Genomic DNA, 20,128 nt, shown 5'->3' with positions numbered 1-20,128 from the left:
ACACAATTGGGAATTAAGTCGTAGGACGACCTCTGACAGACGAGCCCATTGCCACCAGCGCGCGGCAGGTAGCATTCGTCGGTGTGGAAAAAGCGTGGACCTGGCCGGGGTTGGACAGGTAATACAGGCTCTGGTAACCCAGTAGCGCGTGGCGCCACTGTCGCTGATACCCGATCGGTCAAGCCGACCGTCCAGGTATCAGCGTAGTACGGCCTGGTGAATCAGGCGCGCTTGTAGATATCTTCGAAGCGGACGATATCGTCTTCACCCAGATAGCTGCCGGACTGCACTTCGATGATGTGCAGCGGCAGTTTGCCCGGGTTTTCCAGACGGTGGTTCATGCCGATCGGGATGTACGTCGATTCGTTCTCGGACAGCAGGCTGACCGTATCGCCGCACGTCACGCGCGCCGTGCCCGACACCACGACCCAATGCTCGGCGCGATGGTGGTGCATCTGCAGCGACAGTTTCTCGCCCGGCTTCACCGTGATGCGCTTGACCTGGAAACGGTCGCCCGCATCGATGCCTTCGTAGTGGCCCCACGGACGATACACCCTGGTGTGGTGCAGGTGCTCGGTGCGCTCTTTCGACTTCAGGTGTTCGACCACCTGCTTGACGCGCTGCACCTGGCTCTTGCTCGTGACCAGCACGGCATCCTGCGTTTCCACGACAACGATGTCTTCGAGACCGACGACCGCCACGATGCGGCTTTCGGCGCGCACCAGCGAGTTCTTCACGCCATCCAGATACACGTCACCGCGCTGGGCATTGCCGTTGGTATCTTTCGGCTGGGTTTCCCACAGGGCCGACCACGAACCGACGTCATTCCAGCCGATGTCGGCCGGCACGACTGCCGCGTCACGCGTGTGCTCCATGACCGCGTAATCGATCGAATCGGACGGGCACGCCGAGAAGGCGGTTTCGTCGAGACGGCAAAAATCGAGGTCGCGGTAGGCAGCATGCATGGCCTGGTCGGCAGCGGCGGCGATGGCCGGCGCATGCTCTTCCAGTTCTTTCAGGTAACGGGCGGCGCCGAACATGAACATGCCGCTGTTCCAGTAATACGTGCCTTCGGCAACAAAGCCTTCGGCGGTGGCGGCATCCGGCTTTTCGACAAAGCGCGCCACGTTGTAGCAATCGCTGCAATCGGCCACCGGTTCGCCGCGGCGGATATAGCCGTAGCCGGTTTCCGGGGTCTTCGGCACGATGCCGAAAGTGGCCAGCTTGCCGGCCGCGACCAGGCGCGTCGCGCGCTCGACCGCTTCACGGAAGGCTGCAACGTTTTCGATGACGTGGTCGGCTGGCAGCACCAGCATGACGGCTTCCGGATCGATCTGTTGCAGATGGTGCGCAGCCGCCGCCACGGCTGGCGCCGTATTGCGACCAACCGGCTCGAGCAGGATGCCCAGCGGCGTGATGCCCACTTCGCGCAACTGCTCTGCCACCATGAAACGGTGGTCATTGCCGCATACCACCAGAGGAGCCATCAATCCAGGCCAGTTCGTCACGCGCAAGGCAGTGTCCTGCAGCATGGTTTTGTCAGCAACCAGTGGCAGCAACTGCTTTGGCAGAACGGCACGCGACAGGGGCCAGAGGCGGGTCCCGGCGCCGCCGGAGAGGATGACTGGATAGATCTTCATGCGCTGACTTTCTCTTTCTTTGACTCGTTGGTGTCCGGGGTGTCCTTGCGACGCGAAGTGCGGCGATCGCGTGCATTGAGCCACTCTTCGGACGAATACTCGGAAGTGTGCTTCATCTCGCCATTTCGGTCGACACTGTATTCCTTGAATACAATCATTTCATTCAATGTTACATCATGCAACACCCGGGTATATTCAAACAACACGCTGCGAACGACTTCGGCGCCTTCGCAGATGTGGCTGCCGTGGCCGATCCAGGTCGGGCCCACGATGCGCGTACCCGCCTCGACTTTGCAGCCGGAGCCAATGTACACCGGGCCTTCGATCGTCGTGCCTTCCCAGTCGATGCTGGTGTTCAGGCCAACCCAGACGCCTGGCTTGATCTGGATGCCCGGCACGTGCATGTGGTTCACTTCGCCGGTCAGCACCGTCTGCAGCACTTCCCAGTAGTCACTCATGGTGCCGATATCGAGCCAGTTGAACGGCCGGCCCTGCGCATAGAACGGCAGGCCGCGCTCGGCCAGCAGCGGGAACAGATCCGAGCCGATGTCGAACGAGACGCCCGACGGGATCAGGTCGATGACTTCTGGTTCGAAGATATAGATACCGGTCGAAATGAAGTTGGACTTGGCGTCGGCTTCGGCTGGCTTTTCCTGGAATTCCTGGATGCGGCCTTCTTCATCGGTCACGACCACGCCGTACGACGAGACTTTGTCCCATGGCACTTCCTTGGTGATGACGGTGGCCATCGCGCCCTTGCGGCGGTGTTCCATCAGGGCTGCCTTCAGATCGAGGTCGATCAGCGCGTCGCCGCACAACACGACCGTGGTGTCGTGGAAGAAGCCGCCGAATTCCTGGATCTTTTTCATGCCGCCGGCCGAGCCGATCGGCATCGGCACGACTTCGCCGTCGTCCTTCGTGTAACCCTCAAACGAGTAGCCGATCTGGACGCCGAACTGCTCGCCTTCGCCGAAGTACTCTTCGATTTTTTCATGCAGCCAGCTGACGTTGACCATGATTTCGGACACGCCGTTTTTTCGGAGGTGGTCCACCAGGTAGGCCATCACGGGCCGGCCCAGCAACGGGATCATCGGTTTTGGCAGATCGTAGGTGAGTGGACGCACGCGCGTCCCTTTGCCTGCGGCGAGAATCATGGCTTTCATTCGATGTTCCTTTGAATTATTTGGCAGTGGTTTGGTAGCGCCATACATCGGCGCACATTTGAGCGACATCGCGTTCGGCGGTCCAGCCGAGTTCGTCGCGTGCCTTGGCCGGGTCGGCGTAGCATTTCGCCACGTCACCTGGGCGGCGGTCGACGATCTGGTAGGCGACCGTGCGGCCACTGGCCGCTTCGAACGCGCGAATCATTTCCAGGACGCTGTTGCCGCGCCCTGTACCAAGGTTGTAGGCGACGATGCCCGGGCCCTTGGCCAGGCGGTCCAGCGTCTTGACGTGGCCGATGGCCAGATCGACGACGTGGATGTAGTCACGCTGGCCGGTACCGTCGGGCGTGTTGTAATCGCCCCCGAAGACCGACAGTTTCTCGCGCTGGCCATTGGCAACCTGGGCAATGTAGGGCACGAGGTTGTTTGGAATGCCGCTTGGCTCTTCGCCGATCAGGCCGCTCTCGTGGGCGCCCACCGGATTGAAGTAGCGCAGCAGCGCAATGCGCCAGTCGGGCTGGGCCTTGGCCAGGTCTTGCAGGATCTCTTCGATCATCAGCTTGCTGCGGCCGTACGGGTTCGTGGCCGAGAGCGGGAAGTCTTCGCGGATTGGCACCGAGGCCGGATCGCCATACACGGTGGCCGACGACGAAAACACGAGCGACTTGCAACCGAACTTGGCCATCGTTTCAAACAGCACGACGCTGCCCGAAACATTGTTGTCGTAGTAACGCAGCGGCTCGGCCACGGATTCCCCTACCGCCTTCAGGCCAGCGAAGTGGATAACGGCTTCCGGCTTGTGCTCGGCGAACGCCGCTTCCAGCGCCGCGCGATCGCGGATGTCCGCTTCGACAAAGGCGAATGGCTTGCCGCTGATGCGCTGCACGCGGTCGCGTACCGACAATTGGGCATTGGACAGGTTGTCGAGCACCACCACGTCGTACCCTGCGCTTTGCAGCTCAACGACGGTGTGCGAACCGATGTAACCGATACCGCCAGTAACGAGAATCTTCATGTGTTTGCTCTCTGCCTTCACTTTTTGTGATCGATTGTGTGCAATAGCCGTGATGCTTCCAGCCAGTGCTTGATGCCAGTTACTGCTGTTTGTTGCTGTTCTCTGCTGATGCGCGCGTTCTCGGAACGTGGCAACCATTGTGCTTCGAACAACGGGACCGGCGCGATAGCCGGTTGCCGCGGTTGCGGCGCACCATGCCTAGAATACATCTGCCCGACCCGCGCACGATATCTTCGTGAGTACCCAACGAGAATTCGTGCCTGCCCGCCCCTTGCACGTGCCCGGCGCCGCAGTACGGATCGAGTTCACCGGATGTGGCTGGACCCTGTAAAAGAGGCGCAGCAACACGGTTCGGGATATACCGCAGCTAAAGCTTATCTATTTTACAATGCATTAACCGATTCTGTGCGCACGCACGCGTGTGCACGGGCAACACTCGTTCCCGTGCTCAAGATTGCACTGCAACATGAAGTTCAGAGCGCGCCCTGCTCCCGGGGTTTTCGCAACAACATGCCGTTCGTCAAGCAATCAGCGGGTGCAGCGAAGTGGAGCGAGGTGCGGCGACCAAGCGCGGGCGCGGTGTGCCTTTGCTGCGGGCAGTGCGCTACTTTTCGTCGATGAACGTGATGGAAAACTTGCACTCCACCGGCACGGCAGACGACACGGTCGAGATCCGCAAGACGTCGCACGGCACCTTGGACTGGTATGTGGCCGAGTACCATCCGAGCGGCGGATTTTCGGCGCCGCGCACCAGCTCCAGATGCAAGTCCTCGCCGCTGGCCTGCATCTGCAGCACGAAGCGGCGGCCCCTTACGGCCAGGCCGTTGCTGGTCAGGCGCACGTCCAGCCCGGGCGCGAAGTGCCAGAACAACTCGACCTTGTGTGGCTTCTTGCCGGACACCTCGTCGCGCACGGTCAGCGTGTTGCTGGCGCTCTCGAAGCGGACACTGCGTACATGGCGGACTGGATCGGGCAGACGCGCATAGCCGTCGTGCGACCCACGGAAATCGAATTCGTGGGGCGAGGCCGGCATGCGCTCGATGCTGGCGACGGCCTTGCGCAGCCACATGAAACGCCCACCCGAAACCGATTGATCAACACCGTCGATGCGCACCGTATTGTGGCTGGACGTGCCGCGAAAATAATCGCGCCATTTGTCGTCCTGGCCGTACGAATAGGTGCCGGGATCGACCAGGCAGGGTTCACCCGCGATCGACAGGGCCAGCGCCAGCGCATCGGCGTGACCGTGGGCAGCCACGCCCAGATAGCCCAGTGGGCCGCAGTCGAGCAAGCCCTTGATTTCGTCCGCTTCACCAAAGCGATTGCCGAACAGCAGATAGCCACCATCGGGGAAGGCCCATCCCGTATCGACCTCGTGCGGATCGCAATCGGGCCGCCCGCCCGGCAGCGTGTGCAGCAGCCAGCGCACGCCGGGGTGGCTGTCGGCATGGCCGCCGAAGACGGTATCGCCCAGCGCCAGCAACTGCGCAGCGCGGTCCATGCCCGAGGCGTCCAGGCGGAATACACAGCCATCGTCGGCGTCGCCTACGGCCGGCACATTCCCACCGACGTCGCGTACCGAGCGCAAGAAGCGCAGCGCGCGCTGCAGACTACCCCAGTAAGCACGCGAAAACGGTCGCAGGCTGTGGCCGCCGGTCTGGGCCAGCAAGCCGGCAACAAACAGGAATTCGCAGACGAACAAGTGGTAGCCAAAGGCCTGCTCGCGGTTGACACCATCGCGCGAGAATTGCGCCTGGGCTTCCACTTCCAGCTCGTTCTGCGCCAGCGTCTGCCAATCGCGCGATTCTTTCCAGCACGGCCAGGTGACGGCGCCCATGTACAGTCCGGCCAGTTCACCGATCAGATGGTTGTTGGCTGACGAATGGCGCGACAGATGGCGCGCGATCGTACGGCAATGGGCGTGGATGCTGCCGAGCCAGTCCGCGCGCAGGCGCTGCCCGGCATCGCCCTCGAACAGCGCGCTGCGGTCCCCACCGATCAATTGCCAGATCAGACTCCAGTTGATGAGCCGGATGCCCAGTTCCCGCGAACTGGTCCAGTTGGGGCCGGTCAGCGGTGGACACTGCTCGAGCCAGCTGCGCAGGTTTTGCGCAAGCGCATCCATCCAGCGCGCATCGCGCGTGAGCGTCCAGGCCTGTGCCAGCCGCACGAGGTGCAAGTGACGATTCAGTTCCCAGACATGCTTGATGTCGCCCACCAGTTCGCGGTCGGTAATGGCGAGGTCGCCCCGGTACACGGCCGGCGCGGTCACACCGGTATCGGGGTCGCGGTTCCACGCGGTTGGCACACCCACGTCAAAGCGGCCATCGGCAAACAGCACGACGTGCCCTGCGCAGATGCGCTCGGCGTCGAGCAGCAGCGCCTCGACCTCGCCTGGATCGAGCTCGGGCGCACCGCGCACGCCCAAGTTGAGTGTCGGCACGGCCGGCGGCGCCGAGCGCGCCAGCGCCAACTGCGTGCGGCCCGCCAGGCTCCGCCCCAGCCGGATCGCAGTGGCCTGCTGGACCCGGTACCCCATCTCAGCCACCGACATGCAGCGCAGGCGGTTGACCAGCCACACCATGTTTGTTCCGTTCATTGCGCTTCCTTCATGCAGAATCTGCCTCATCAACCGATTGCCATCCGCCGCCAAGCGTCCGTGGATCGCAGCGTACCTCCGGTGTAGGGGCGATGAACGCCGCACCCTCGCGCTCAAGCACTTGGTAAAGGCACAATTTTTCCGATAATACATTCAAGTGTGTCGCGAGCTACGCACGATTCGGGGTGCGTATTCGCGGACGGGCAGCTTGCCACGATGGTACAAAATCGGGCAGTTTTGACCGGGCTTGAGAATGCCGCGTGGGTCGCCACGCTGTCATCTGGAAGAATGCAAACGAGGGCACATTTGCCATTGCCGCAGCAAGAAGTTGGCAAACAACAACAAGATAGCCGGTGCAACAGCGGGTCAGCGAATCGCATGATCAGGCAGTTGTCATCGGCGCTGATACTTTGAACCGCACATGAGACCTCGGCGCACTGGCGCGTACACCCGGGTCACTGGCGTACGCAGCCGTCCCACTGTCAGTCAGCGTTGCGCTTGCTGGGCGAGCGAACAAACGCGAGGATCACCAGTCCAAACATTGCGCTCAGCACTGCCGTGCCTTCGCGCCCCATGCCGGCGGAAACGCCGATGGCCGCCGTCATCCAGACACTGGCGGCAGTGGTCAATCCCTTGATATCGTTCTGATCGCGCTGCTTGAGAATCGCGCCAGCGCCAAGGAAACCGATACCAGCTGTGACACCCTGCAACACGCGTGACAGGTCCTGGATCGTCATGCCGGCCTGCAATGGAATCAAGACGAACAATGCCGAGCCAACCGAGACCAGCATGTGCGTGCGTAACCCGGCCGAAGCCCCTTTCGTTTCGCGCTCATAGCCAAGCAAACCACCCAGCACCGCCGCCACCAGCAGACGCACGACGATGATCGTCACATCCTCGGCATCGCCCAGATCGGAAAATTCGTGTTGAATCGTCTCCCAGCTTTCTGTCCACCACGCTTGCATGCCTCTATCCTTGATCAATGTTTTCAAGGAAATGATGCCATCCATGCAAGAAGTGTGTCGCCACGCTGGCCCTGTTGGGCTGGTGGCAACGTCGAAGTAGGCGCGAAGGCGATGGACGTTTAGAACCAGCTTTCGCGCACGACGATCACGTCATCGACCTGGACGATGTCGCTGGCACGGGCGTCCAGGGAGATTGGCTGCCCGCCGTCTGCCTTGCGCGTGATGCGGATGCCATTGCTGCTGCCGCGCGGACTCAGGCCGCCGCCAGCCGACAAGGCTTGCTGGACCGTCATGCCGCGCTCGAGCCGGAATGGTCCCGGGCGGCTGACTTCGCCCGTGATATACGCCCGTGGCGCGCGTTCGACAAAGATGATGTCGCCGCCGGCCACTTCCACATCCCTGTCGAGTTCGCCTTTGCGCACCATGTCGACCACATCGATGGTCTCGCGCAGGGTCTTGCCATCGCGCGTGCGCACCAGGCTGATCATGTCGCCGCCATCGCTATGAATGCCGCCCGCCAGCGCCAGCATGTCGAGCACGCGCCGGCGGCCGTCTACCGGATAGCGCCCGGGCCGGTTTACATGGCCCAGCACCGAAATCTGCTGGCTCGCCAGGGTCGTTACCAGCATATTGACCTGGGCCTGCTTCAGGTAGCCGCCCTTTTCGAGCAGGCTTGCGATGGTCTTCTCGGCCGTCGCCACCGGCATGCCGCCGACGGCCACCTGCCCCAGCCACGGAAACGTGAGATGGCCGCTTTCACTGACGCGGGTCTCGATTGACAGGTCGGGACTGCCATACACCGACAGCTTGACCACATCCCCCGGCCCCAGCAGCACCTCGGCCGCGCCAGCTGTGACCATGCCCATGCCCATGCCCAGCATCAACGCCAGGGCCACCATCCATGTGACGATACGTTTCATGATTCCTCCAGCATCGTTGATCGTTGCAACGGGGCGGCAAACACATGCCCGACATGCCATTCGATGCGTCAGCAACCCATCGGTTCCACTGAAAAGCCACTGGCCTGATTGCGCTAGCGCCAGCGCAACCAATCCGCGTTTTCCCGCAAAAAAAAAACATCAACATCACGGCCGCAGGATCGGCATCAGAACAACACATTGGCGCTGACCTGCACCACGTTCGCATCGAACTTGCCAGTGCCGAGCCCGGACGCGGTGCGCGCCTGGTGGACAACCGCGGCAACGACCTTCACCCCGGGCCGGGCCTGCCACACGGCGCGCACGCTGGCCGACCGGATCGCGTCACGCAGCGCGTCGGCGCCGGAAAAGTCCCCCCGCCCCGTGTAGTTGCGGCGCTCGTAGGTCGCGCTGGCCTCGAGCGCCAGCCTGGCGCTGGCAGCCCAGTTGACGCCAATGCTGACGCCCTTGTTCAGCGTGTAACTGACCAACGGGCTTTCAATAGGCGCGAACTCGCGCCACACGCCCGCCTGATAGCTGACCTCGCCGCGCGGCGTGTAGAACGCATTGATGCGGCCGTTGACGCCGCTCGTGACGCCTTCGCCGTACGACGGCTGCTCGCGCCGCACGTAACCGGCCAGACCCTGCACCGTGGTCGAGCCAGTGGCGAGCCAGTTCACACGCAGCTTGAGTTCGTCCTGCGTGAAATCGTCTGTCAGCATCGTCGCGGTGGCTGGCCGCCGGTACGGATAACTGCCCTTAACGCGGCGTGCGACCAGGCCCAGAGCGCTGCCGCCCCTCGGCTGGTACAGCAGTTCGGTTTCAAATGCCTTTTCGGTGCGGTTGTTGAAGCGCTGGATCGCCAGGTCGTAGCTTGCCTTGTCGCGCTCGGCGCCTGCGCGCAGTTTCCAGCTCGGGTGCAGCTGCCAGCCGGCATCGAATGCCTGGCGGCGCTGCTGGCGCAGGTTGCGCTGGTCGCTGTTGAAGTCGGTATACGGCGCGAGTGTGCGGATATCCAGCGCCTCGACGCGGCCGTCGAACTGGGTGCCGATGTGCCAGAACCACGTCGCTTGCAGGTCGTGGCCGGTGTAGTCGAGCTGCCTGAAGCGATCGAACGCATTCTTCGACACCTTGGCGGTGGCCGCGATACGCTGGCGGCTGATGTGTTGGTCGAGCGCCACACCCGCTTCGAACGTGCGGTAGCTGTCGCTGCGCCCGCCGCCGAACGCGGGCGCACCGTCAGCCTGGCGCAGGAGGTTGTCGTCGTGGGCCCAGCCGATGCCGGCGAGCAGTTGTATGCCTTCAGCTGGCGCCGTGGACGCCGCGCCTGCAGGAAAGCACCAGAGGGCACCGGCGCACAGCGCGACCGGAGAAAGGCGATGCAACGCTGAAGGGGCTGGCATGGTCGTCGTCTTCCACGGGTCGTACTACCGGAGGAATCACCAGAATTGCCAGCCCCCTGTGTAGACGACCCAGACGCCCAGCAACCCATTCGTGACAGCGTGGGCCAGGATGGGCGACCACAGGTTGCGGTGCCTCATATACAACACGCCATACGCCACGCCGGCCACAATACCGGCCAGCCACAGCGTGTGCTCAAAGCCGAACAGCACGCATGGGATCACGAACGCCTTGAATCCGATACGCGCCGGATCAACGAGTGTGAAGTTGGCCTGTTCGATCCAGCGCATCAGGAACGAGCGCCAGAACAATTCCTCCATGACGGGCACGACCAGCGCCGCGCCGGCGATACGCAGCGTCACCATCAGCCAGTCGATCTCGCCATGCGTGCGTGGATCGTAGCCGGGCGAGCTGCCCAGCGTCATCCAGGGCAGCGTCAGATTGACCCATAGCACCAGCACGATCACGCCGACGACCATGGCAACAAGCGTGTGCGAGAGGCGCAAACTGAACCGGTGCAGCTCGTCGTACTGGCGCCAGAACACGGCCAGCAGCGCCAGCACGGCGCCGGCCTGTACCGGATACAGCCAGCGCAGGTCGGCCCGGCTCATGCCCATGCGTTCGAGCAGGTCGCCAATCACCATGAACAGGATATAGGTGCCGAATGGCAGAATCCGCGCCCAGGCGGCGCGGGTCAGGAAGGGTTCGTCGGCCGCAGGGGCCGCAGACCCCGGGCCGGCTGGGCGGGCGGCGCGCGATTCGTTGTTGTCGATCATGAAAAGTCGCTCCGCCTGGTCATTGGCCGCCCCTGTTGCTTACACGCCGCGCGAGCGCGCTTCGATCGTTTCCCAGCGCTCGAGTGCGTCGAGCAGCAAATCTTCGATTTCGGCAAAGCGCGCATTGATGCGCTTGGCATCGGCCGGGTTCTGCTTGTAGAAGTCCGGGCCATTGAGCTGCGCGGTGATGGCCGACTGTTCGTCTTCCAGCGTCGCGATCAGCTTCGGCAACTCTTCCAGCTCGCGTTGCTCCTTGTAGCTCAGCTTGACCTTCTTGGCGGCCGGGGCCGCCGTGTCGTCCGCTTTCGGCGCGCTGGTCTTGACCGGTGCCTGGACCACCGGCGTGGCCGCCTTGACGCGTTCCCAGTCGGTATAACCACCGACGAATTCGCGCCACTTGCCGGCGCCTTCGGCCACGATCACCTGCGTGACGACGTTGTCGAGGAACGTGCGGTCGTGGCTGACCAGGAACACGGTGCCCGTGTATTCCTCGAGCAGTTCTTCGAGCAGCTCGAGCGTGTCGATGTCCAGATCGTTGGTCGGCTCATCGAGCACGAGGCAATTGGCCGGCTTGGCGAACAGACGCGCCAGCAGCAGGCGGTTGCGCTCGCCACCGGAGAGCGACTTGACCGGCGAACGTGCACGTTCCGGCGAGAATAGGAAGTCGTTCAGGTACGTCATCACGTGACGGCGCTGGCCATCGATCTCGACCCAGTCGCTGCCCGGTGCAATGGTGTCAGCCAGGCTGGCTTCTTCATTGAGCTGGGTGCGCATCTGGTCGAAGTACGCGACGTTGAGCTTGGTGCCCAGGCGGACCTTGCCGCTGTCGGCCGTTTCTTCGCCCAGGATGATCTTGAGCAGCGTCGTCTTGCCGGCGCCGTTCGGTCCGATCAGGCCGACCTTGTCACCGCGCATCAGCGTGCCGGTGAAGTTGTCGACGATGACCTTGTCGCCATACATCTTCGAGATGTTCTCGAGATCGGCAACGATCTTGCCCGAGCGTTCGCCCGTGGCGACGTCCAGCTTGATCTGGCCCTGCTGGTCGCGGCGCACCGCGCGCTGCGAACGCAGTGCTTCCAGGCGGCGCACGCGGCCTTCGTCGCGGGTACGGCGTGCCTGCACGCCCTTGCGGATCCACACTTCTTCTTGCGCCAGGAATTTGTCGAACTTGGCGTTTTCGACTTCTTCATTGGCCAGCAGCTCTTGCTTGCGTGCCTGGTAAGTCGTGAAATTGCCCGGGAATGACAGCAGACGGCCGCGGTCGAGTTCAATGATGCGGGTAGCAACGTTGTCCAGGAAACTACGATCGTGGGTAATGAACAGGACCGAGCCGCGGAATTCGCGCAGCAGGCTTTCGAGCCACTTGATCGACGTGAAGTCCAGGTGGTTGGTCGGCTCATCGAGCAGCAGGACGTCCGGCGCCGACACCAGCGCCACGGCCAGCGCGACGCGCTTTTGCATACCGCCCGATAGCGTGCCCATCAGCGCGTCGCCCGACAGGTTCAGACGATCGAGCGTGGTCTCGACCTTGTGCGCCAGGTTCCAGCCGTCGTTCGCATCGAGCTTGGTCTGGATCACATGCATGCGCTCCATCAGCGCGTCGTCGTCGCCCTGGCCGAACTTGCCGGTGAGTTCTTCGTATTCGGTCAGCATCGCCTGCTGGTCGCCCATGCCGCCGGCAACCACGGCAAACACCGTCATGCTCAGGTCAAACACCGGTTCCTGCTCGACATAGGCGATGGTGACGCCCTGCTGCATGACCAGCAAGCCATCGTCCAGGCGCGAGCGGCCCGAGATGACTTTCAGGAGCGAGGATTTGCCGGTGCCGTTGCGGCCGATGAGGCCGACGCGTTCGCCGGTCTCGAGGGAAAAATCAGCGTGGTCGAGCAGCGGCACGTGGCCGAAAGCAAGTTGAGCGGAACTAATGGAGATGACAGCCATGATCGGTATGCGTTTCGTCGCGCGAAAAATTCTTGGCGCGGGAAGAAAAGGTGCGTTGATTGATTAAGGGGCACATTGTACCGACTGCCGGGCATGAACCTGCATTTCTATTTCGATCCCGGCTATAATTGCAACCGGTTCACGGTACCAGCCCGCCCTGCGGGGCCTGCCCGCCGGACTGCAGGCTTGCCCTGCTTCGCGCCGTCAGTACCTGGCGGCGCGGGCGTCCTCCCCGTAGCACAATGGATAGTGCACATGCCTCCTAAGCGTGGGATACTGGTTCGATTCCAGTCGGGGGGACCAGCTACACGCCGTCATCTACCCGCAAACTGCGCTTCATCGTCGACAACAACGCGATCATCGTCGCCTTGTCTTCCGCCGCCACGTCGGCCAGCATTTCCTCGATCCAGCGCTCATGCACGGCCGCCATCTCGTCGAACGCCGCGCGCCCCGCTGGCGTCAGCTTGACCGCCGATGCGCGCCGGTCGTTCACATCCTGCACCCGCACCACGAGCTGCTCGCGCTCGAGCTGATCGGTAATCCCCGTGATATTGCCGCCGGTGACCATCATGCGCTTGGACAGTTCGCCCATGCGCAGGCCGTCCGGATGCCGCTGGAGCTGCGCCATCAGGTCGAAGCGCGGCAGCGTGATGTCGAACGTCGTGCGCAGGCGGCTGCGAATTTCGTTCTCGATGCGCGTCGTGCACGACAGCATGCGCAGCCACAGGCGCAGCGATTGGTGATGTTCGTCCGTCAGGCGGCTTTCCATGTCCAGCTCGGCTGCCCCGCCCATCGCTGGGTCTTGTTCACGTCCATCCACTTCCTGCATGCTGTCCTCAATCTGCGTTCGTGCGTAATTTAAAGCGTTGTAGTTTACCGGTTTCGGTGCGAGGCAGTTTTTCCTTGAACAAAATGGCCCTTGGGTACTTGTACGGCGCGATCTGCGCCTTCACGAATTCCTGCAGTTCGCAGGCCAGATCCGCCGACCCCACCTGCCCTGCGCGCAGCACGACGTGGGCCTCGACCACCTGCCCGCGCTCGGGGTCGAGCCGCCCGACGACGGCGCACTCGGCCACCGCCGGATGGTGCAGCAGCACTTCTTCGACTTCGGCGCCGGCGATGTTGTAGCCGGCCGAGATGATCATGTCGTCCGTGCGTGAGCGGTAGTAGAAATAGCCGTCGGCGTCCATTTCGTAGGCGTCGCCCGTGATGTTCCAGCCATCCTGCACGTAGTCGAGCTGGCGCTCGTCCTCCAGGTAGCGGCAGCCGGTCGGGCCTTTCACGGCCAGACGGCCGATCACGCCTGGGCCGACAGGTACGCCGTCGGCATCGAGGATGCAGGCCTGGTAGCCCGGCACCGGCTTGCCGGTCGCGCCTGGCCGAATGGCCGCGCCCGCGCTGGCAATGAAAATGTGCAGCAGTTCGGTCGCGCCGATCCCATCGATCATCGCCAGCCCAGTGGCCGTCTGCCAGGCCGCGCGCGTGGCCAGCGGCAGCGGCTCGCCGGCCGACACGCTGGCGCGCAGGCTGGTCAGGTCGAAACTGTCCGCCTGCGCCGCCATCAGGCGATAAAAGGTCGGCGCCGTGAAGCACACGGTGGCGCGGTAGTCGGCAATGGCCGCCAGCAGCGCCTCGGGGCTCAGGCGCTCAAGCAACACGCCCGCGCCACCGACGCGCAGCGGAAACAGCAGCAGGCCGCCCAGCCCGAACGTGAACGCCAGCGGCGGCGTGCCGATGAAGATATCGTCGGCGCGCGCCTCCAGCATGTGGCGCGGGAAGCAGTCGCACACGGCCAGCACGTCTCGGTGGAAGTGCATGGTCCCTTTCGGGATGCCGGTGGTGCCGGAGGTGAAACTGATCAGGCACACGTCGTCGCGCGCAGTGTCGGCAGCGATGAACGGGGCGTCGTGGCGGGCCATGCGTTCTTCCAGCGCATCGGGTGCAGCGGGCGCCGGCGTGCCGAACACCACGACCGGCACCTTCAGGCCGAGCGCATCGACTTCGTCCACCAGACCATCGGCGCACAGTACCGCATTGATGCGCGCCTTGTCGGCGATGGCGCCCAGTTCGCGTGCGCGCAGCAGCGGCATGGTGGGCAGCACGATGCAGCCGGCCTTGATCACGCCCAGGATGCAGGCCGCCATCATCGGACAGTTCGCGCCGCGCACCAGCACGCGGCTGCCGGTGACCAGCCCAAGATCGTGGCGCAGCACGTGGGCGATGCGGTCGGCCTGCGCCAGCAATTCGGCGTAGGTCAGGCGTTCGCGCGCGCCGATCAGCGCCGTGCGCGCGCCCCAGCCGCGCGCGATGGCGTCATCGAGCAGCGCCCTCGCGCAGTTCAGGCGCTCCGGGTACTGCAGCTCGGGGAGATCGAACAGAAAGTCGGGCCAGGTGTCCCGCGGCGGCAAGTGCGCGCGCGCGAAGCCATCGGTGTGGCCGGAGGGGCACAGCGCTGCACTGATGACGTCGTTCATGGCGTGATCCCCGGCTGACAACGAAGCAGTCGACCGGCAGCGCCGGTCAGGCAACACCCGCAGGATACTGTAAGTCCAAAGCACACCGGCAGCAAGGAACTTTGTCGGGCAGACAGGCCGTCGGCATCATGCACGCGCCGCGCGCTCGATCTGGCGCATCACCGCTGCCTGCGCCTGCGCCAGGCCTGCCGCCAGCGGCGCCCGGCCCAACGCTTCGGCGGCGCCGTGCAGGCCGAGCATGGTACAGCCGGCGCGCAGGCGCGCAAGCTGTTCGGCGCCCTCTGCGCCTTCGGCCAAACCACCCTGCGCCGCCTGCACCTGGCGCGCCAGGCCATCCAGATACACGCGTAGACGCTCGATGTCGATGCCAAGCCGGCGCACGACGGCGTCCGGAGCCTCGTCATTCGCGTCGTTTGCATCGGCCGGCGGGAACATGCGCTCGAACTGGACGCGCACGTCGTCGTGGCGGAACGGCTTGACGATGTAGCCGCTGGCGCCGGCCTGCGCCGCCTCGTCCATCGTGGCGCTGTCGGACGCCGCCGAGACCAGCACGAACGGCAGCGCCGCCAGCAGCGGGTCGTGACGCACGCGCTGCAGCAGTTCCAGGCCCGACAGGTGCGGCATGCGCAGGTCGCAGAACACGATATCGGGCCGCAGGCCCGCTTCGAGCTGACGCCAGGCATCGGCGCCATCGTCGGCTTCGACGATCGCATGGCTGCCGCAGCTGTCCACCAGATGCATCAGCATCATGCGCGCCACCACGTCATCGTCGACCACCAGCACGTTCATCACGTCTCCACCAGATTCGTCAGAACCTGCATTATAAGCAGGTGTCAGGACGGGGCGCCCGTTTCGAAGGCATCGAGGAAGCTGGCCAGGACCGGCAAGCCCGCGCGCAGGCGCTGCGCGTCGCGCCCGTCGGCGGCCGCTTCCAGTTCGGCGCACAGTGTTTCCAGCGCCGGCTCGGCCAGATAGGTGGCGCTGCCGCGCAGCCCGTGCAGGACCCGGCCCGCGGCCTCGAAATCGTCGCTTGCCAGCGCGGCGTCCAGCTCGGCGCGCCGGCGCGGCAGGTCGTTGCAGAATGCAGCGCGCAGGCGCAGCCCCAGAGTGTCGGCGCGCGCGGCAGGCGGCGCCGGCGCCGCCACACCGAACAGCGCATCGAGGGCGGCCGGCGTAGGTGCAGTCGGCGTAGGTGCGGCCGGCGTAGGTGCAGCCGGCGTAGGTGAAGCCGGCGCAGGTGCAGGTACAGGTACAGGTACAGGTACAGGCCCGTCCTCGATCAGCGGCAGCACGAACCCGCGCTGCAACTGACGTTCGATCGCCCGCGCCAGTTGCAGGTGCAGCGCCGCTTCGTCGATCGGCTTGGTCAAAAACGCATCCATGCCGCAGGCCAGGTAGCGCGCGCGGTCTTCGCCGCTGGCGTTGGCGGTAAGCGCCACGATCATCACGTGCTGGTCGAGCACCGGCGCATCGTGCGGGCCGCCGGCGCGGATCAGGCGCGTGGCGCTGGCACCGTCCATCTCGGGCATGCGGCCATCCATCAGGATCAAATCGTAGCGCTTGAGGGCGCACGCTGCCACCGCTTCGATGCCGTTGTCGACGATGTCGATCGCATGCCCCATCTCCTCGACCATCAGGCGCGCGATGATCTGGTTGGTCGGGAAATCCTCGGCGCATAAAATCGCCAGCCGGTGGCTGTGCGGCGCGCGCGTCACGTGCGGAACGTGGGCCGGCGCGACGCCGTCGCGCAGCGGCAGCAGCACGGAGAACACGCTGCCCTCGCCTTCGACGCTGCTCACGCCGATGGTCCCGCCCATCAGCTCGACCAGTTGGCGGCAGATCGCCAGGCCCAGGCCCGTGCCGCCGTAGCGGCGCGTGGTGGTGGTGTCGGCCTGCTCGAATTTCTGGAACAGGCGCGGCAAGGCCGCTGCCGGAATGCCGATGCCGGTATCGCGCACCGTGAAGCGGATCATGTGGTGGTTGCTCACCCCATGCTGGTCGCTGGGCCGGCATTCGACATGGATCGTCACACCGCCCCGGTTGGTGAATTTGAAGGCATTGCCCACCAGGTTGACCAGCACCTGGCGCACGCGGGTCGGATCGCCCGCCAGGTAGCGCGGCACGTTGTCATCGACCAGCACCGAAAACGCCAGGTCCATCATGGCCGCCTGCTCGTCGAACAGGCTGGCCACATTGCGTATCTTGGCGTGCAGGTCGAAGTCGATCCGTTCCAGGGTCAGCTTGCCGGCCTCGATCTTGGAAAAATCGAGCAGGTCGTTGATGATCCCCAGCAGGGCCTGGGCATTGGCCTGGCCGCGCAGGATCTGCTCGCGCGTGTTCTCGCGCAGCGCCAGGTCGCGCAGCGCAAAGCCCAGCATGCCGATCACGCCGGCCAGCGGCGTACGCATCTCGTGGCTCATATTGGCCAGAAATTCGGACTTCTGGCGCGTCGCATCCTCGGCGCGCTCCTTGGCCTGGCGCAGCACTTCCTCGTTGTCCTGCAAGGCGCGGTAGGCGCGCGCCAGCTCGTTGCTCTGGTGGCGGCCACGCCGCTCTTGCTCGCGCAGTTCCTCCGTCTGGAGTTCGAGCATGCGGTTCTGCTGCTCGACCTGCTCGGTGCGCGCGCTCACCTGGTGCTCGAGACGCTCCTTCTGGTGGCGCAGGCTCGCAAAGCGGATGCGCATGCCCAGATAGATTGCGCCGCAAATCAGGATGATCATCCCGATCCGGAACCACGCCGTACCCCAGGGCGGTGGCTCGATCGTGATCGCCAGCGCGGCCACGTCTTCGCTCCAGACATCGTCCTTGTTGGCCGCCCGCACCCGGAACACATAGGTGCCCGGATCGAGATTGGTGTAAGTGGCAAAGCGCTTGTCGGCGCCGGCATTGACCCAGCCTGCATCGAAACCGTCGAGACGGTAGGCGAAGCGGTTGCGCTCGGGCGCGGCGAAATGCAGCGCCGCGAATTCGACCGTGATCACGGCGGCGTCGGACGGCAGCGTGATCGCGCTCGCGTGCTCGATCGGTCCCGGCAACAGGCCCGGGAATACCTTCTCGACCGGCTGGTTGAATACCTGCAGCCCGGTGATGGTCGGGCGCGGCGGGATGCGGTTGTCGTGAATCGCGCGTGGATCGAACGCGGTCAGGCCATTGAAGCCGCCGAAATACAGCGTGCCGTCGCTCGTCCTGAGCGCCGCCGTGTCGAAGAATGCGCCCTCGCTGATGCCGTCGGCGGCCGTGTAGCTGCGCCAGCGCCCACTGGCTGGGTCGAAGCTCGAGATGCCGCTCGACGTGCTGGTCCAGATGCGTCCGTCCGCATCTTCCAGGATGGCCGACACCGAATCGTCGACCAGGCCATCGCGCGTGGTGTAGCGCGTGAAACTCAGAGCGCCGTCCGGTCCGGTGGCCATGCGATTCAGGCCCACGCCGGTGCCGATCCAGATGTCGCCGCGGCTGTCTTCGAACAGCGACTGCACTTCGTTGTGGCTGAGGCTATTCGGGTCGAATGGATCGTGGCGGAAGTGGCGGAACCGCCCGCTGGCGCGATCGAGCAATTCCAGGCCCGAGACCGTGCCGACCCAGAAGCGTCCGCGGCGGTCTTCCAGCAGCGGCCGCACGGTGTCGTCCGACAGGCTGGTCGCCTTGGCCGGGTCATGCCGCAGACTCGTGAGTGCGCGGGTGCCGGCCGCCATGCGATGCATGCCGCCGCGCGTGCCGATCCAGATCACATCGTCGCGATCGACCAGCATCGAGCGCACCTGGTTGGCGTCGGCGTCGCCCGGCAGCATGTAGCGCCGGAAGCGCCGCGTGGCGGGATCGAAGCTCGTCACGCCCGAGCGGCTGCCGATCCACAACAGGCCGGCGCGATCGCGCACGATGGCCGCTGCCGGCACGTCGATCAGGCTGTTGGGATTGTCCTTCTCGTGCCGGTACACGTCGGCCCTGCCGGTGGCCGGATCGAACCGGTGCAGCGCCGTGGACGAACCGAGCCACAGATGGTCGCCGTCCTGCAGCAGCGCGCGGATCTTGTTGTCGGCCAGCGAATGGGCATCGCCGGGACGGCCGACGATGCGGGCAAATCCACCGCCGCCCAGGTCGACGCGCGAGACGCCGCCATACCAGGTGCCGGCCCAGAACGTACCGACGTCGTCGCGGTACAGTGCCGAGACATAATTGTCGCCCAGGCTGTGGCGATCGGCGACCGCATGGCGAAACACGTCGAAGCGGTCGCCCTGCGCACGCCAGCGATACAGCCCGTCGTCATGCGTGCCCGCCCACACCGTGCCATCGGCATCCTGGCGCAGGGTCGTGATCCATTCGTTGCCGACGCCATCGCCTGCCCCGAAGCGGCGCGGCGCGCCCTTGCCCGGCCCGCCCGGGCCGTGGCGTTCGAGCCCGCCATAGCGGCCTACCCACAGCCGCTGCTGGCTGTCGACCAGCAGTGCGTGTACGGGAACCGCACGCCCGGCCAGGTCCGACGCATGGTGCTCGATGCGCTGGCGGTCCGCGCTCAAACTGTCCAGGCCTGCTGCGCTGCCGATCCAGAGGCGCCCGTCGCCGCCCAGCGCCAGCGCCTGGATCCCGTCGCCGCGCAGCGTGCGCGGATCGTTCGGGACATGGTGCCAGACGGTGAACTTGCCGGTGTCGATGTCGAAATACTGCAACCCGTCGGCGGTGCCGATCCACAGACCGTCCTGGCCATCGCTGATCATCGTCTTGATCTGGCGGTTGCCGGCCCCGCGCCGCGCCGGCTCGTTGGGCGCATACAGCGTGAAGCTGCGGGTAGCCGGATCGTAGCGATTCAGGCCGCCGTCGGTGCCCACCCACATGCGTCCGTGGCGATCGAGCAGCATCGCGCGCACCCAGTTGCTGGCCAGGCTGCGCGGGTTGCCGATCTCGGTGCGGTAGTTGACGAAGCGGTAACCGTCATAGCGCGACAGGCCGGACTGGGTGCCGAACCACATGAAGCCGTCCGCATCCTGCAGGATCGACAGCACCGACTCCTGCGCCAGACCGTGCTGCACCGACAGGTGCTCGAAACGCAGCGTCGGTTCGGGAGCCGCAGCGCGCGTGAGGGGTGCGCACAGCGCGGTCAGCGCCAGCAGCGCCAGGAGCAGGAACGTGCGCAGCATCGTCACGCCGCAAACAAGGCCAGCACATCGCCGCGCCGCGCGGCGTGCAGAATCCCGCCCCGGCAGGCGTCGCGCGCACCTTCTTCTGTCACGCCCGGTCTGGTT

Annotated in this window: 13 protein-coding genes and 1 tRNA gene; 1 reads left to right on the top strand and 13 read right to left on the bottom strand. The window is 64.7% G+C overall.

The window, feature by feature from the left end:
• Positions 1 to 221 precede the first annotated feature (221 nt).
• The 9 genes from AC56LW_RS21125 to AC56LW_RS21085 form a co-directional block, all read right to left on the bottom strand.
• Complete coding sequence (locus AC56LW_RS21125; RefSeq protein WP_499637336.1) at positions 222 to 1,640, bottom strand: mannose-1-phosphate guanylyltransferase/mannose-6-phosphate isomerase; 1,419 nt, start codon at positions 1,638 to 1,640, stop codon at positions 222 to 224.
• Positions 1,637 to 2,803, bottom strand: coding sequence for a nucleotidyltransferase family protein (locus AC56LW_RS21120; protein ID WP_499637334.1), 1,167 nt, complete (start codon positions 2,801 to 2,803; stop codon positions 1,637 to 1,639). Before AC56LW_RS21120 ends, AC56LW_RS21125 begins: the two co-directional genes overlap by 4 nt.
• Before the next feature lie 16 nt (positions 2,804 to 2,819).
• Positions 2,820 to 3,818 (bottom strand): UDP-glucose 4-epimerase GalE, encoded by a 999-nt coding sequence (galE, locus tag AC56LW_RS21115; protein ID WP_499637332.1) that lies wholly within the window; start codon positions 3,816 to 3,818, stop codon positions 2,820 to 2,822.
• Positions 3,819 to 4,422: 604 nt separating this feature from the next.
• Positions 4,423 to 6,417 carry a heparinase II/III family protein gene (locus tag AC56LW_RS21110; RefSeq protein WP_332533414.1) on the bottom strand — a complete coding sequence of 665 codons (1,995 nt, stop codon included), beginning with the start codon at positions 6,415 to 6,417 and terminating at the stop codon, positions 4,423 to 4,425.
• A gap of 482 nt (positions 6,418 to 6,899) precedes the next feature.
• Positions 6,900 to 7,382, bottom strand: coding sequence for an MgtC/SapB family protein (locus AC56LW_RS21105; RefSeq protein WP_332533442.1), 483 nt, complete (start codon positions 7,380 to 7,382; stop codon positions 6,900 to 6,902).
• Between the two features lie 119 nt (positions 7,383 to 7,501).
• The gene (gene epsE / locus AC56LW_RS21100; RefSeq protein ID WP_332533413.1) at positions 7,502 to 8,302 is read right to left on the bottom strand and encodes a polysaccharide export protein EpsE; all 801 of its coding nucleotides are present in this window, start codon (positions 8,300 to 8,302) and stop codon (positions 7,502 to 7,504) included.
• 185 nt (positions 8,303 to 8,487) lie between these two features.
• Positions 8,488 to 9,702, bottom strand: a complete 1,215-nt coding sequence (gene epsL / locus AC56LW_RS21095; protein WP_499637329.1) for an XrtB/PEP-CTERM-associated polysaccharide biosynthesis outer membrane protein EpsL — start codon at positions 9,700 to 9,702, stop codon at positions 8,488 to 8,490.
• A 36-nt stretch (positions 9,703 to 9,738) separates the two neighbouring features.
• The gene (locus AC56LW_RS21090; RefSeq protein ID WP_499637327.1) at positions 9,739 to 10,476 is read right to left on the bottom strand and encodes a CAAX prenyl protease-related protein; all 738 of its coding nucleotides are present in this window, start codon (positions 10,474 to 10,476) and stop codon (positions 9,739 to 9,741) included.
• Positions 10,477 to 10,515: 39 nt separating this feature from the next.
• Entirely contained in the window at positions 10,516 to 12,417 is a 1,902-nt protein-coding gene (locus tag AC56LW_RS21085; RefSeq protein ID WP_499637325.1) for an ATP-binding cassette domain-containing protein, read from the bottom strand.
• A gap of 228 nt (positions 12,418 to 12,645) precedes the next feature.
• Here AC56LW_RS21085 and AC56LW_RS21080 point away from each other — a divergent pair.
• Positions 12,646 to 12,720: transfer RNA gene (locus AC56LW_RS21080), tRNA-Arg, on the top strand.
• A gap of 1 nt (position 12,721) precedes the next feature.
• On the opposite strand, the gene AC56LW_RS21075 is transcribed toward AC56LW_RS21080, so the two are convergent.
• From AC56LW_RS21075 to AC56LW_RS21060, 4 genes are all read right to left on the bottom strand, one after another.
• Positions 12,722 to 13,246 carry a MarR family winged helix-turn-helix transcriptional regulator gene (locus tag AC56LW_RS21075; RefSeq protein WP_332533409.1) on the bottom strand — a complete coding sequence of 175 codons (525 nt, stop codon included), beginning with the start codon at positions 13,244 to 13,246 and terminating at the stop codon, positions 12,722 to 12,724.
• A 7-nt stretch (positions 13,247 to 13,253) separates the two neighbouring features.
• A complete protein-coding gene (locus tag AC56LW_RS21070) occupies positions 13,254 to 14,891 on the bottom strand; it encodes an AMP-binding protein (protein ID WP_499637323.1) in 1,638 nt (545 codons plus the stop codon).
• 126 nt (positions 14,892 to 15,017) lie between these two features.
• Positions 15,018 to 15,680, bottom strand: coding sequence for a response regulator (locus tag AC56LW_RS21065; RefSeq protein WP_499637321.1), 663 nt, complete (start codon positions 15,678 to 15,680; stop codon positions 15,018 to 15,020).
• Positions 15,681 to 15,724: 44 nt separating this feature from the next.
• Positions 15,725 to 20,023 (bottom strand): hybrid sensor histidine kinase/response regulator, encoded by a 4,299-nt coding sequence (locus AC56LW_RS21060; RefSeq protein ID WP_499637320.1) that lies wholly within the window; start codon positions 20,021 to 20,023, stop codon positions 15,725 to 15,727.
• Positions 20,024 to 20,128 lie beyond the last annotated feature (105 nt).

It is taken from the genome of Telluria sp. LT2P80, assembly GCF_059685955.1.
The sequence above is the reverse complement of the archived record's forward strand: the minus strand, read 5'-3'. Positions and strand labels throughout refer to the sequence as shown.

What these genes read in the sequence shown, in the direction of transcription:
- AC56LW_RS21075 (WP_332533409.1), bottom strand. Translation starts at nt 13,246, where the DNA reads ATGCAGGAAGTGGATGGACGTGAACAAGACCCAGCGATGGGCGGGGCA.
- AC56LW_RS21070 (WP_499637323.1), bottom strand. Translation starts at nt 14,891, where the DNA reads ATGAACGACGTCATCAGTGCAGCGCTGTGCCCCTCCGGCCACACCGAT.
- AC56LW_RS21090 (WP_499637327.1), bottom strand. Translation starts at nt 10,476, where the DNA reads ATGATCGACAACAACGAATCGCGCGCCGCCCGCCCAGCCGGCCCGGGG.
- AC56LW_RS21120 (WP_499637334.1), bottom strand. Translation starts at nt 2,803, where the DNA reads ATGAAAGCCATGATTCTCGCCGCAGGCAAAGGGACGCGCGTGCGTCCA.
- galE (WP_499637332.1), bottom strand. Translation starts at nt 3,818, where the DNA reads ATGAAGATTCTCGTTACTGGCGGTATCGGTTACATCGGTTCGCACACC.
- epsE (WP_332533413.1), bottom strand. Translation starts at nt 8,302, where the DNA reads ATGAAACGTATCGTCACATGGATGGTGGCCCTGGCGTTGATGCTGGGC.
- AC56LW_RS21110 (WP_332533414.1), bottom strand. Translation starts at nt 6,417, where the DNA reads ATGAACGGAACAAACATGGTGTGGCTGGTCAACCGCCTGCGCTGCATG.
- AC56LW_RS21125 (WP_499637336.1), bottom strand. Translation starts at nt 1,640, where the DNA reads ATGAAGATCTATCCAGTCATCCTCTCCGGCGGCGCCGGGACCCGCCTC.
- AC56LW_RS21085 (WP_499637325.1), bottom strand. Translation starts at nt 12,417, where the DNA reads ATGGCTGTCATCTCCATTAGTTCCGCTCAACTTGCTTTCGGCCACGTG.
- AC56LW_RS21105 (WP_332533442.1), bottom strand. Translation starts at nt 7,382, where the DNA reads ATGCAAGCGTGGTGGACAGAAAGCTGGGAGACGATTCAACACGAATTT.
- AC56LW_RS21060 (WP_499637320.1), bottom strand. Translation starts at nt 20,023, where the DNA reads ATGCTGCGCACGTTCCTGCTCCTGGCGCTGCTGGCGCTGACCGCGCTG.
- AC56LW_RS21065 (WP_499637321.1), bottom strand. Translation starts at nt 15,680, where the DNA reads ATGAACGTGCTGGTGGTCGACGATGACGTGGTGGCGCGCATGATGCTG.
- epsL (WP_499637329.1), bottom strand. Translation starts at nt 9,702, where the DNA reads ATGCCAGCCCCTTCAGCGTTGCATCGCCTTTCTCCGGTCGCGCTGTGC.